Source organism: Capnocytophaga felis (genome assembly GCF_009684755.1).
In the GTDB taxonomy this organism is placed as follows: Bacteria; Bacteroidota; Bacteroidia; order Flavobacteriales; family Flavobacteriaceae; genus Capnocytophaga; species Capnocytophaga felis.
On the sequence record NZ_BLBC01000005.1, the window covers coordinates 768,856 to 782,585 of the forward strand.

Genomic DNA, 13,730 nt, shown 5'->3' on the forward strand with positions numbered 1-13,730 from the left:
GATACTTTTTTAAGTATTTGTTATTTAATGGCTTATATCATTTTTTATTTGAAGAGGAGCAAAAACAACTATAAGGAAAGGGATAGAGGTGTTTTCATATTTTACTTGCTCAAAAGTTATCGGGAATACTAAAATTACTCTAACATATTGATATAAATTAACTTATTAAGTAAAACTTTGTTAATCAAAGTGATTTTAGTTTTTCGATAATTTTTATAAATTCATCTCCTTCTCCAATTTTCTTTTCTTTTTCGTCAATAAAATTATATGGAATTCCTCCTTCTACATATTGTAAAACACCATTTTTGTCCAAAAATAAATTTAGAGGAAACGACTTTATTCCTAATTGGTTTATTAAATCTTTAGCATCAATTAAATGTTCAAAATCAAAAGAGTGTGATTTTAGGAAATTTTCGACGGTTTCTTTCTTCTCATAGGTAACTGCTATAAAGTTAAAATCATTTTTGTATTTCTCCTTGATTTTGTTTAAAACAGGCATTTCGTCGATACAAGGAGTACATTTGGTAAACCAAAAATTTATCATTGTAGGTTTTCCTTTTAGTTGCTCCGAATTGAATTTTACGCCATTCAAGGTGTTCAAACTGAATTTAGGAAGTTCTTTATTTTTATGTTCGGAAAGAGGTTCTGATTTAAAAAGTTCGTTCTGTTCTTTACCACACATATCAAATGAGACCATGACGATGGTTGAATCTTCTTTTATCAGTGTTTCCTTTACTACTAAGCTAGCGTTCATTTTTCTGCTAAATGCTTTTGTCATCTTATCTTCCAAAATGGAAATAACTTCTTTTAACTCGGTTTCGGTCAGCCTATTTTTTCCGTCCGTACTATAGTATTTAGTTTGAGAATAGGAAACTACTGAAACAAAAAGAAGAATTAATAATGATGTTAATTTTTTCATTACTCCTGAATATTTTATGATTGGTCTTCATACTTTATCATTATTACTAATTACTATTTAAGAATTTATTAAATTCAAAATCAGAATAATAGATATTTACAGAGCGAAGATAAAGATATTTTTTTTAAGAAACAAACTATAAGCTATTTTTTGAAATTACAACATCACTCTTCATTGCTGCTCTAATTTCAATTTTTCCACGATTTTGCGGTCGTTGGCAAGGCGTTGTACTTTGTTTTGTCCGCCGAGTTTTCCTAACGATTTCATATAGTCAGAAAACCCACCTTTAGCAACTTTAGTGATTTTTAGCGGTTGCAATACTTTTCCCTGAATCAAATCATAATAATATGAATTTTGCTCTTGCATCAGTGTATCAATTTTTAAAGCAAAAGCTTTTAAATCAGTAGGTTCGTTTTCAAATTCGATAAACCACTCGTGGTAAGGCAATTCATTTTGAGCGGGATTCACCTGCGGAGCAACGGTAAACTCGGTAATACGAGCGTCCGTTCCCTCAATGGCTTGCCGTAGGGCTTCTTCTACTTCCTTGGCAATGACGTGTTCGCCAAAAGCCGAAATAAAATGTTTTATACGCCCCGAAACCACTACACGATACGGCTTGGTCGAAGTAAATTGCACCGTATCGCCAATATTGTACGCCCACAAACCTGCATTGGTGGAAATAATCATCGCGTAATTTACCCCGATTTCTACATCTTTGATAGTAAGCCTTTTCGGATTTTCTGAAAAGAAATCATCTGCTTTGATAAATTCATAAAAAATGCCCGAATTGAGCAGTAAAAGCATTCCTTTTTCGGTTTGACTATCTTGATAAGCGAAAAATCCTTCCGAAGCCGGAAAAAGTTCAATACTATCTACCTTTCTACCAATAAGATGCTCAAATTTTTGTCGGTAAGGCTCATAGTTTACACCTCCGTAGATGAACAAATGGAAGTTTTTAAACAAATCGCCCACACTCTTGCCCGATTTCTCTCGAAGTTTCTCGAAATACATCTGCACCCACGACGGAATGCCGCTGATAACCGTCATATCTTCCTTTAGGGTTTCTTCAACGATGGCATCGACTTTGGTTTCCCAATCATCGATGCAATTGGTTTGCCACGACGGCATTCGGTTTTTTTGCAGATATTTGGGTACGTAATGTGCTGAAATTCCGGATAACCGACCAATTTTGATGCCGTTTTTTTCTTCTAAAATGGGGCTTCCTTGCAAGAAAATCATTTTTCCGTTAACAAAATCGGCTTTTTGCGTTTCGTGAATGTAGCATAAAATCGAATCACGGGCAGCTTCAATATGATAAGGCATTGATTCTTTGGTGATTGGGATATATTTTGCTCCGCTGGTAGTCCCTGAAGTTTTGGCAAAATAAATCGGTTTAGCTTGCCAAAGTATGTTCTCTTCTCCCGCTACAACTCGCTCAATATAAGGCTTTAATGCTTCATAATCACGAACGGGAACGTTTTTAACAAAATCGGAATGTGAGGTAATATGCTGAAAATGATGGTCTTTCCCGAATTGGGTGTTTTGGGCTTTTTTGATAAGTTCTTGAAATACTTTTTCTTGTGTTTCGATGGGATGATTTGCCCATCGGTCGATTTTTTTCCTTACCGAAGCAGCGAATATTTTGGCTAAAAACGATTTTAGTGACATAATTTTAAAGTTGGAAGAACTTGATTCCTAATTTTCAGCAAATTATTTAAACTCAATATAACTTTTTGGGTTCATCGGGTAGCCGTTGCTCCAAAGTTCAAAATGAAGATGTGCCCCAGTGGAAAGCTCTCCCGTGTTACCAACTGTTGCGATAACCTCACCTGCTCGCACTTGGTCGCCTTGTTGCTTCACCATTGAAGCATTATGTTTGTAAACGGATACCAAATTCTCCTTATGTTCAATGATGATAACGTTACCTGTGGCTATTGTCCATTCGGCGAAAATAACCGTTCCGTCAGCAACCGATTTCACGGCTGTTCCTTCAGGAGCCACAATATCAATACCATAATGACGCGTTTGCGGACGATACTCATTAGAAATCACTCCTGAAACGGGCGGAAACAACAAAATTTCTTTATTCTGATAAAGTGCTTTCTCAAAAACATTATAACGGTCTTCCTCAGCAACTTCCTGACGTAATAAAGAATCTTGCTTATTCGGGCTTAAATCAATGGATTTCGGGTCAAATTTATAAGCCTCATAAAGAGAATCTTTTTTGATTTGTTCGTGATGAATATCGCCCGTAAGTACTTTTTTGATTGAAGTTAAATACATTTCGTTTTTCTTCATTTCATTTTCAAGCGAATCCAGCTTAAATACCAAATTAATGGTTTCTTGCTTGTTTTTCACTTCTGAAAATCCTAAAATGTACTGTTTCAGAGGAGTATAAATAATCAGTAACGTAGTGAGAATAATTACCAGCAATGAAAAAAGTGAGCCTACCACGAAGATATTAAGCCGACTCAAACGCATAGAAGCCTTTTCCTCAAAGGTTTCTTCATCCATAAACACTAAACGATATTTGCTCAGTAATTTACGCTTGATGTACTGTTTTTTGGTTTCCTTCGCTGAACTCATTTCCAAGGATTTTTTAGATGTGTTTACATATCAAAAATCAAAAGTTAGAAAACTGAAAAATAAACTTTCAGAATACTAACTTTTGAATAATAAAAACTACGCAATGTTTATAACTTGTTCAATTTGTGGAACGTATTTTTTTATAGTCATCTCAACGCCACTTTTTAAGGTAAGTTGATTTACACTACAACCGATACAATTTCCTTCCAATTTCACTTTTACAATTTTATCGTCCTCAATATCAACTAAGGTAATATCTCCCCCATCGCTTTGTAAAAACGGTCGGATTTCATCTAAGGCTTTTAAAACGTTTTCTCTTACAGTCTCTGATGTCATCATTTCCAAATTATTTTATACTATTACTTTTTGCTACTGCACCCTGCCATTGTTGTAATTTTGATGGCTTCGGAAGGTGGCAGACTTTTATTGCGTTCTGCCACGCTTTGTACTACATTTCTGGCAAGTTGTACAAAGGCTTCGGCTTGTGGCGTATTTTCCTGCAATGCTGCAGGTCTGCCCACATCACCCGATTCGCGTATACTTTGCACCAACGGAATTTCTCCCAAGAAAGGTACATTCAAATCCTCTGAAAGATGCTTTGCACCTTCTTTTCCAAAGATGTAATATTTATTATTTGGCAACTCTTCAGGAGTGAAATACGCCATATTTTCTACAATTCCTAAAACGGGAACATTGATGGTTTCCTGCTGAAACATTGCTACTCCTTTTTGAGCATCGGCAAGAGCTATTTTTTGCGGAGTACTAACCACCACCGCTCCTGTAACAGGCATTGCTTGCATAATACTCAGGTGAATATCACCCGTTCCCGGAGGCAAATCTAACAATAAAAAGTCCAATTCACCCCAATCGGCATCAAAAATCATTTGGTTTAACGCCTTTGCTGCCATTGGTCCTCGCCAAATTACAGCCTGATTCGGGTTTGTAAAAAAACCTATTGAAAGTACTTTTACGCCGTAATTTTCAATCGGTTTCATTTTTGATTTTCCATCTACGTTTACCGAAATTGGTTTTTCATCGGCAACATCGAACATTATGGGCATTGAAGGACCATAAATATCAGCGTCTAACAAACCAACACTAAATCCCATTTTTGCCAATGAAACTGCTAAGTTTGCCGTAACGGTTGATTTTCCAACGCCACCTTTTCCTGAAGCCACCGCAACGATATTTTTAATTCCCGGAATGGGTTTGCCTTTTATTTCAGGACGCTCGGGAGCAATCACTTTTACATTGACGAACACTTTGGCTTTTTCGTGAACTTCGTTGTGAATTGCTTTCATAATTTCAACCTCAGTACGTTTTTTGGCTTGTAAACTTGGATTGTTAATTACCACATCTACAACTACTTCATCACCAAAAACAACAATATTTTGTACAGCTCCGCTATCAGCCATATTTTTTCCTTCGCCCGGAACTGTAATTTTGCGTAATGCTTCTAAAACGCTTTTCTTCTCAATCTTTTGCATATTATTTATAATCATTTACTACGGATAAAACCTCAACACAAATAAGAAATTAAACACTAAATTGAGGATAAATTATCCATTTCGCAAATATACAATCTTATTTTGAAAAGCTAAAAATAATGGATTTTTTTTAGAAAGAATAATTGAAGTAATTTGCGTATCATCAAAAATCAATTCAACATAGTGAATGCGATGAGTTTCTTTTAAAATATAAAAAGTTACAGTAATTTTGTATTTTCAAAGCATTGATAATGTATTTTTTATCTTTCAGAAAAATAAGAGAAATTTTCGTTATTTCAACTTAGCAACTAACAAGCTGAAGCATTTTAAAACCTAATTAACTTTCTTCTTTAAGTTGGGCAAAAAGTAAGCAATCAGTCCTAATAAAGGCAAAAAAGAACACAATTTGTAAACAAACTCAATATCGGTTAAATCAATGATTTTTCCTAAAACAGCCGAAGCAAGTCCGCCCATTCCGAAAGCAAAACCATAAAAAAGCCCGGAAACCATTCCTATCTTTTTGGGAAGCAGTTCTTGCACATACACCAAAATCGCAGGAAAAGCCGATGATATTACCAAACCAATAATCACAATCAAAACAGCTGTCCACTGCTGATTTACATACGGAAGTAACAACGCAAACGGAGCAGCTCCCAAAATAGAAAACCAAATCACAAATTTCCGACCAAATTTATCACCAAACACACCTCCAAGTAATGTTCCTAATGCAGCGGCACCCAAAAAATAAAACAAATACACTTGTGCCTGAACCTCGGACAAACCAAATTTATGCATCGTGTAAAACTGAAAATAATTTGTAATTCCGGCAGTATAAAAATATTTTGAGAAGATTAAAATCAGTAAAATCGAAACAGAATTTGTAACCTGACGAGGTGTTAAATCGGGCATAACGATTGGTTTTTTAACTGATTTTCTGTATATTTTCAAGATATTACTTCTCCATTTACCTATATATGAGAGAATTACAATTGCCAAAACAGAAAAAATCACAAACCAAAGTACATATATTTTTCCGTTAGGAATAACAATCCAAGCAATGAGAAGCGGAGCAATCGCCGTTCCTGAATTTCCACCCAACTGAAAAATAGATTGTGCTAAACTCCGCTTTCCACCCGAAGCCAAAAAAGCAACCCGTGACGACTCAGGATGAAAAATAGAAGAACCCGTCCCTACCAGAAAAACAGCAGTCAGCACCCAAGCATAACTTGTTGAATATGCTAAAATTACGATTCCTAAAGTAGTGAACAACATCCCGAAAACCTGCGAATAAGGCAACGGACGTTTGTCAGTAAAATTTCCTACCAAAGGCTGAAAAATGGAAGCCGAAACCTGATAGCAAAGTGTGATGATTCCCACCTGTGTCATCGTAAGCCCGAACTCTTCCCGCAACTGCGGATAACTCGCTGTAATTACTGCCTGAAGTAAATCATTGAGTAAGTGTGCTATCGCTATGGCAAAAAGGATGGAATAAGTTGTTTTGGGTTGCGTTTGTTCCATTGTTTTCTTTAAAAATGAAAATGCAAAAGTAAATGTAAAAACTCTAAAAACAAAAAGTCACTTTTTTTGAAATTCAAAATCAATTTAAGGCAATTATTCTACTAAAAATCAATCACTTGTGAATATTTTTTACATAATATTAAAAATATAATTATCTGATTTTCAATAAAACTTAGCAAGCAATTCACAGCATTTCTACACAAAACTGTACAATAATCGTATATTTGCAGTTTGAAATCTGTAAATCAATCACAATGAACACCTACGTTACTGATAATTACAAAAAAGTTTCGTTCTATTTATTATTTCTGCCCATATTTGTAATAATTACAATTGTTGGATTTCTCTACTTACAAAATGCACTAAATGTTGCAGGATATGTGAATATTCAGAAAAATGTTTTTTATTTTCTGAATTCAAACTTATCTCAACTTCCTATTTTACAGAACAATTTAACACAAATTGGTGATGCACTTATTTTTATGTCGCTGTTGAGTGTTTTTATTTTTTACGTTCCAAAAATGTGGGAAGCATTATTCTCGGCATCGTTGATATCTCTTGTTTTTTCAAAAACATTTAAAGAAATTTTTGACATTCCCCGACCGGCTACCATCTTTAACAATGAAAGTTTTACGATTATCGGAGAAACTTTAGTAGGTTATTCAAGTTTGCCTTCAGGACATTCCATAACCACTTTCACCGTAATTACCGTATTGATGTTTGCTTTCGCTCCTAAAAAATCAACTTACAGATATTTATGGTTTATTTCTTCAATTTTATTAGGATTAATCATAGCTTTCACTCGCGTAGGCGTAGGGGCTCATCATCCGCTTGATGTAATCATTGGCAGCACGCTTGGATTTACATCAGGGCTTTTGGGAATCCTTATAAACAAAAAATATAAAATATGGAATTGGATAGCTAACAAAAAATTCTATCCGATTTTCATTCTGATATTTTTAGCTTGTTCCACAGTTGTAATCAAAAAAATAATAGATGAAAATTTATTCGTCTATTATATAACCTTATTTAGTTTAATCGTTTCTTTATTCATAATAACAAAATCGTATGTTCAAAATTTTAAAAAATAATTTGAGTTTAACACGTTTCGCAGTGTTAATGAGTTTGCTAAACTTTTTATTATTTCATTATCCTTTTTTCAATTTTGTATTTGAAAATATTGATTACAAAGGTTTCAGCGGGATTGTAACTATCGTCAGTTTAATAATTTTAATGCTGGTTGCAAACTTTTTTACTTTCTATTTGATATTGTTTTTATCCAGAAAAGTAGGTAAATTTTTATTGGTTATTTTCTTTATCCTCAATGCAATCGCAGTTTACTTTATCAATACATACAGCATTATTGTTGATGAAAGTATGATTGGCAATGTAATAAACACCAATTATGAAGAATCGAGCAGTTTCTTTTCGTTTAAAATGGTTTTGTACGTCATCTTTTTGGGAATTGTTCCAAGTATTTACATCATTAAAGCGAAAATAGTTAAGCCAAAGGTAAAGAAATCTTTTGTTACTTTATCGCTTACTTTAGTATTTATGATTGCTTTGGCTTTTGCAAACGGAAACAGTTGGCTGTGGATTGACAAAAATTCAAAACAATTGGGAGGACTTGCAATGCCTTGGTCGTATGCGGTAAATACTTCACTTTTTTATATTCACAAATATCAAGAAAATCGGAAAGAAATCTTGTTGCCTGATGCTACAATAAAAGACAATGAAAAATCAGTAGTGGTTTTGGTAATTGGTGAATCGGCTCGAAGTCAGAATTTTTCTTTATACGGTTATTCAAAAAACACAAATCCATTACTTTCAAAAACTGAAAATGTATTTCACTTTGAAGCTACTTCGTGTGCCACATACACCACAGCCGGAGTAAAATGTATTTTAGAACATCAAAACACGGGGGATTTATATGAAATTCTCCCTAATTATCTACATCGAAATAATGTTGAAGTAGTCTGGAGAACCACCAATTCTGGAGAACCACCAATTCATATTGATAAATATCAAACAGGAAGTTTCCTAAGAGAAAATTGTCAAGGAGAAAGTTGTAATTATGATGAAGTTCTCATTAACGGATTGAAAGAACAAATCACATCAAGCAACAAAAACAAAGTGTTAATTATTCTGCATACCAGCACCAGCCACGGACCTACATACAACAAAAAATATCCGCCAGAATTTGAAGTTTTCAAACCAGTATGTAACAGCGTAGAACTTGCCAACTGCACTCAGGAAGAACTCCTAAATGCTTATGATAATACCATAGTTTACACGGACTATATATTACACAAAATAATTGAAGATTTAAAAGAGTTGAAAGATTACAAAAGCACAATGCTTTATATTTCTGACCACGGTGAATCTTTAGGAGAGAAAAACCTGTATATGCACGGGCTTCCGATGAGCCTCGCACCAAAAGAGCAATATGAAATTCCGTTTATCGTTTGGGTTTCTGAAGATTCAAAACAATTAAAGTCACTCGAGAATTTATCACAGAATCACGTATTCCATAGTGTTTTAAACTTCTTGGGAATAGATAGCCCTATTTACAATGAAGAAATGAATATTTTTGAATAATCAATTATAATATGAAAAATAAAAAATCCTTTACTAATTGGTAAAGGATTTTTTATATCATTTCGGAAAAATATACTTATCTCCTACTCTATCCTGAAAAATTAATTACTACTAAGTATTATAATTCCTTTCTGTAAAAGCAAATTATTAGGCAACAGAACCTCTTCACCTTCACTATTTCTGACCAATGTATAAAATGATTTGATACTTATTATTTCTCCTTCAACAGGAAATTCCTTGTCCACAAATTTTATTCTATCACCAATTTTAAACGGAAACGAAAAAAATACAATAATCCCTGCAGTTATATTACTCAAAATAGACCATTGTGCAAAAAATGCAACTCCGATTACTGTAAGTACAGAGGAAATAAACAAAAGTAATTTTTCACGCTCAATTCCCCAAATAGATATAAGCATCACAGCAAATAATATAAAAATCAAATAATCAATATACCTTTTTACGAGTACTGTACGTGCTTCTGAAAGATTAGATTTTTTCGAAAATTTTCTGATAATAGTTTCAATAGTAAAACGAACGCCAGTAAAAACAATGACAGCAACTAATGTTGCAATAATTTGATTTCCGTAAGTAGTAAAAAATTAGTGTATAAAATCATAATTTAAATATATAAAATTATTTATTCACTGGTTAAAATTCATATTTCTCATTACTTCAATTCACCGAATATTTTATAACAAGAAAATATTTTAATAAAAATTCAACTGCAAAAATAATAAATTTATGTTTATCATAATATATTATCTTATTTCATTTTTAAAATTTTCCTTACTCCTTTTAAGCTATATCAAAAGTTTTTATTTTATTTGTAGTCTCAAAACTTGAGCAATGATAATTATCACAAATCGTTATTTAGTTCCCAGAGGTTACTCTGGAATTACTTTATTTCCCTTTATTTTTGTAGTTAACAAAGAACTCATTAAAAATCCTTATTTTATAAATCACGAACGAATCCATCTGCAACAGCAAAAAGAATTGCTAATTATTCCTTTCTACGTTTGGTATTTTACTGACTTTATTATAAAACTCTGTAAGCATAAAAACTGGGAAATTGCATACCGAAACATTATTTTCGAGAAAGAAGCATACAATAATGAAAGAAATTTAAATTATTTAAAAGAAAGAAGAATATTTAATTTTCTCAGGAAAAAGAAATAACATATGTTCCACGTGAAACATTTATCAAAATAAAACTATAAAAAACTATTCTAAAAAACAACACATAAAAGAAACAATAATTCCATAAATAAAACCAAACTTAAAAGTTCCACGTGGAACAATTTCTATACAACAAAGCGGAAATCAAAAATAAAAATTCCTAAAAAAACAAATTCTAAAAATTCGCTACTGCAAAATCATTTACTATTCTGTTTATAAAATTGAGATTTTTATACCAATAAAGAATTTTACCTTGTTCCACGTGGAACCATCTGTTTTTAATCAAATTCTATATTTAATAATTTGATTTTCAATTAATAAAACAGAAAAATATATAAAATGAATACATTTTTATAAATAAATAGTATATTTGCTTAGTCTATTCGTAATTCACAATGAAAATAAAAGATTATAACGTTTCACAAGAAGAATTTGAACTGATTTATCAGCCTGAACTTGATTTGTACAAAACCACTCCCCTACCCCAAAGTCTGGAAAAATACTACGAAAGCGATGAATACATTTCGCATACTGATAGTAAAAAAACACTTTTTGATAAACTATATCAAGCCGTAAAAACTATCAACTTAAAACATAAAACACGTATCATTTCCCGATATAAAAAAAATAAAATTGAGTTATTGGACGTTGGTGCCGGTACCGGTGAGTTTGTTTTAAGTTGTCAAAAACTGCACGACTGGAACGCCACAGGCATTGAACCCAACCCAAAAGCACGGAAATTAGCCCAACAGAAAGGAATCAAAATATTGGAAAATTACCAACAGTTGGAAAAAAAAGCCTTCGATGTAATTACACTTTGGCACGTTCTGGAACACATTCCCGACTTGGAAAATGAAATCAATACAATACATTCACTTTTGAAAGAAGACGGAATTTTAATCGTTGCCGTACCAAATTACAAATCGTGGGACGCAAAACATTACAAACAATTTTGGGCAGCGTATGACGTTCCCCGACATTTGTGGCATTTTTCAAAAACAAGCATCCAGAAAATTTTTACTCAAAAAGGATTTCAACTTCTAACAATAAAACCTATGTTGTTCGACGCCTTCTACGTGTCGATGCTTTCCGAGCAATACAAAAACGGAAAAAAGAATTTCTTGAAAGGATTCATCAACGGAATACGTTCCAACCTCTACGGAATGCAAAAAAAAGAGTTTTCATCGCACATTTACGTACTTCAAAAAGTAAAAAATGATTTTAAAGGCTAAAATTTCAATCATCAGAAGTAAAAATGTAATTCCACACGGAAAATTTTTAAAAATGAAAAATTACCCTATTTCTGAAAGTCGATTTTTATAGAGATTTTCTATTTTTTATATAAATGCTATAATTTTTTCTGATACTTTCTTTTTTCGGAAGTAATGTAAAAAATTTATAATTCTAAGTTTTCATTTTCTCGCTGAAAAAACATTTCATTTTAAAACAAAACTTTCTTACTTTTGCCCAACAATTTAACAGATTTACAAAAATGAAAAAAATTATTATCGGAGGAAGTATTCTTTTAGGATTGGTTTCGTGCCAAGATAAAATCGCATTTGTGGATAATACCAAATTGCTTAATGAATATCAAGAAAAAAAAGACATTGAAAGCAAACTGAAAGAACAAATCAGCAAATATGAAAAAAAACGCGACAGCATTTCGCAGGCATTTCAGTTAGAGGCAAAAAATTTTGAAGTACAAGCACAAAATTTGGCTCAGAACGTGGCTCAAAAAAAATACAACGAATTGATGCAAAAAAGCCAAATTCTGCAACAACATCTGCAACAAGAAGAACAAAAAATTCAGATTGAAAGTCAAACTCAGATGGATTCCTTGCTTAACAAAGTTAAAAAATTCATTAAAGATTACGGAAAAGAAAAAGGTTATACCTTCATCTTAGGAGCCAATGAAGGCGGCAGCGTTTTGTATGGTGATGATAAGAAAGATATTACTAATGAAGTAGTTAAATCACTCAACGAAAAGTATAAAAAATAACAAAATTAAAAAGTCCGATACCATTTTACGTATCGGACTTTTTAATTCTTTTTATATTATTCAGGATTTTCTGTAAAAATCTCATTGAGTTTTTCTTTACCTTCAGGAAAAATACCCTGTGCCAGCAAAAACAAACCAAAAACCAAAAGAATAATGCTTATCGTACGTTTGACTTTGTAAATATGAAAAGCTGTTAGTTTATTTTTTAATTGCTTAGCAATCAGTATTTTTATTATATCAACCAAAAAATAAATCAGTATAATTGACGAGAAGAAAACTACAATTCTGTTAGTATTCATATCCAATTGAGGAGCAAATACAATAATGATTCCCAGCCAAAAACCGAGTACACCGATGTTTATAAAATTCAGCAAAAAACCTTTCACAAAAAGTGCTATATAATTCACTTTCTTCATATACAAATGATTATCCGTACTTTCTATTTTGTTTTTTTGATGAAAATCTTTCTTGAGTTTTATAAAGGAAATCAATCCGTAGGAAATCATAATTAACCCACCGATAATAAATAAAAGCGGATCATCTTTTACCTTTTGAAGCAAACCGCTGGTGGTAAAATAAGCCACCAAAATAAAAACTACATCAGCCAAAACTACGCCTCCGTCAAAAGCTATTGCCGCCCTAAATCCCTTAGTTATAGCTGTTTCCAATAAAACGAAGAAAACAGGACCAATGGTAAAAGCCAATATCACACCCAAAGGCAAAGCAAGTAATACATCTGCAAACATTTTATTTTTTGGAAATTCTTGTTGATTATTTTCCTGAAAATCAAGGAAAAACATTTTAATATACAAAACAGCTAACAAAAATAAAGAAAAAAGAAAAAAAATCAAAAAAATAAGGGAAAAACTTTGTAGTTCCTCCCCTATTCTAATAAATGTTAATTATATCTTCAAAAATCATTTTTCAATCAAATCATTGATATTATCAGTAAAAAAGAAAGTTCTGATTTCAGGAACATATACTGCATTGGCTTGACAAACAGTAGCACAACCTCCGTCTTCGTGTATGCAATCGTAAACAAGACCTCCGCAAGACATTTTTGAACTACATTTTTTAGTCCAACCCTTACCATCTTTTCCACCTTTATCACAACTTACCTCGTAATCAGATTTATCCTCCAATGTACGCATAACTTTTCTTGCATTCAATCGCTCAGCAACTTCAAAAGACAAACCCCAAGTAGGTTCTGCCTCTTCAACTGATAATAGCCTAACGTTCTTATTTTTACTATTGAACTCGTAAGAAATCAAGACGGCTTCCGCATCCGACTTATTATAACTGTTGGTTATTTTATCAAAAAAAACGTCCAAAGCAACCTCTTCTTTTTTCAAATCCTCTAAATATTCTTCATTTTGATTGGAACAAGCTACAAATCCCATTAACAAAGAAAGAGCAAAAAATTTTTTAAATATTAATTTCATCT

Annotated in this window: 14 protein-coding genes; 5 read left to right on the forward strand and 9 right to left on the reverse strand. The window is 32.5% G+C overall.

The window, feature by feature from the left end; all coding sequences use genetic code 11:
• Positions 1–184: 184 nt before the first annotated feature.
• The 6 genes from GN105_RS04760 to GN105_RS04785 all read right to left on the reverse strand — a co-directional run bounded on the left by GN105_RS04760 (position 185) and on the right by GN105_RS04785 (position 6,510).
• Positions 185–919: a TlpA family protein disulfide reductase gene (locus GN105_RS04760; RefSeq protein ID WP_155284258.1), complete on the reverse strand. Its 735-nt coding sequence runs from the start codon at positions 917–919 to the stop codon at positions 185–187.
• 171 nt (positions 920–1,090) lie between these two features.
• Positions 1,091–2,587 (reverse strand): GH3 auxin-responsive promoter family protein, encoded by a 1,497-nt coding sequence (locus GN105_RS04765; protein ID WP_155284259.1) that lies wholly within the window; start codon positions 2,585–2,587, stop codon positions 1,091–1,093.
• A 42-nt stretch (positions 2,588–2,629) separates the two neighbouring features.
• The gene (locus GN105_RS04770) at positions 2,630–3,505 is read right to left on the reverse strand and encodes a M23 family metallopeptidase (protein WP_155284260.1); all 876 of its coding nucleotides are present in this window, start codon (positions 3,503–3,505) and stop codon (positions 2,630–2,632) included.
• A 96-nt stretch (positions 3,506–3,601) separates the two neighbouring features.
• Positions 3,602–3,841: a NifU family protein gene (locus GN105_RS04775; RefSeq protein ID WP_095895945.1), complete on the reverse strand. Its 240-nt coding sequence runs from the start codon at positions 3,839–3,841 to the stop codon at positions 3,602–3,604.
• A gap of 23 nt (positions 3,842–3,864) precedes the next feature.
• A complete protein-coding gene (locus GN105_RS04780; protein WP_095897140.1) occupies positions 3,865–4,992 on the reverse strand; it encodes an Mrp/NBP35 family ATP-binding protein in 1,128 nt (375 codons plus the stop codon).
• Positions 4,993–5,325: 333 nt separating this feature from the next.
• Positions 5,326–6,510, reverse strand: a complete 1,185-nt coding sequence (locus tag GN105_RS04785) for an MFS transporter (RefSeq protein ID WP_155284261.1) — start codon at positions 6,508–6,510, stop codon at positions 5,326–5,328.
• A 254-nt stretch (positions 6,511–6,764) separates the two neighbouring features.
• Between GN105_RS04785 and GN105_RS04790 the strand changes: the two genes are divergently transcribed.
• Together GN105_RS04790 and eptA are read left to right on the forward strand one after the other, a co-directional pair.
• Entirely contained in the window at positions 6,765–7,601 is an 837-nt protein-coding gene (locus GN105_RS04790; protein ID WP_155284262.1) for a phosphatase PAP2 family protein, read from the forward strand.
• Positions 7,588–9,108, forward strand: coding sequence for a phosphoethanolamine--lipid A transferase EptA (eptA, locus tag GN105_RS04795; protein ID WP_155284338.1), 1,521 nt, complete (start codon positions 7,588–7,590; stop codon positions 9,106–9,108). Before GN105_RS04790 ends, eptA begins: the two co-directional genes overlap by 14 nt.
• Before the next feature lie 101 nt (positions 9,109–9,209).
• Here the strand turns inward: eptA and GN105_RS04800 are convergent, their stop codons facing one another.
• A complete protein-coding gene (locus GN105_RS04800) occupies positions 9,210–9,686 on the reverse strand; it encodes a mechanosensitive ion channel domain-containing protein (protein ID WP_155284263.1) in 477 nt (158 codons plus the stop codon).
• A gap of 271 nt (positions 9,687–9,957) precedes the next feature.
• On the opposite strand from GN105_RS04800, the gene GN105_RS04805 reads away from it, so the two are divergent.
• The 3 genes from GN105_RS04805 (at position 9,958) to GN105_RS04815 (ending at position 12,286) form a co-directional block, all read left to right on the forward strand.
• The gene (locus tag GN105_RS04805; protein ID WP_155284264.1) at positions 9,958–10,287 is read left to right on the forward strand and encodes a hypothetical protein; all 330 of its coding nucleotides are present in this window, start codon (positions 9,958–9,960) and stop codon (positions 10,285–10,287) included.
• 395 nt (positions 10,288–10,682) lie between these two features.
• A complete protein-coding gene (locus GN105_RS04810) occupies positions 10,683–11,519 on the forward strand; it encodes a class I SAM-dependent methyltransferase (RefSeq protein ID WP_155284265.1) in 837 nt (278 codons plus the stop codon).
• A 260-nt stretch (positions 11,520–11,779) separates the two neighbouring features.
• Entirely contained in the window at positions 11,780–12,286 is a 507-nt protein-coding gene (locus GN105_RS04815; protein WP_155284266.1) for an OmpH/Skp family outer membrane protein, read from the forward strand.
• A gap of 56 nt (positions 12,287–12,342) precedes the next feature.
• Here the strand turns inward: GN105_RS04815 and GN105_RS04820 are convergent, their stop codons facing one another.
• Together GN105_RS04820 and GN105_RS04825 are read right to left on the reverse strand one after the other, a co-directional pair.
• Positions 12,343–13,032: a LysE family translocator gene (locus GN105_RS04820; protein ID WP_155284267.1), complete on the reverse strand. Its 690-nt coding sequence runs from the start codon at positions 13,030–13,032 to the stop codon at positions 12,343–12,345.
• A gap of 171 nt (positions 13,033–13,203) precedes the next feature.
• A complete protein-coding gene (locus GN105_RS04825) occupies positions 13,204–13,728 on the reverse strand; it encodes a hypothetical protein (RefSeq protein ID WP_155284268.1) in 525 nt (174 codons plus the stop codon).
• Between the last annotated feature and the right edge of the window lie 2 nt (positions 13,729–13,730).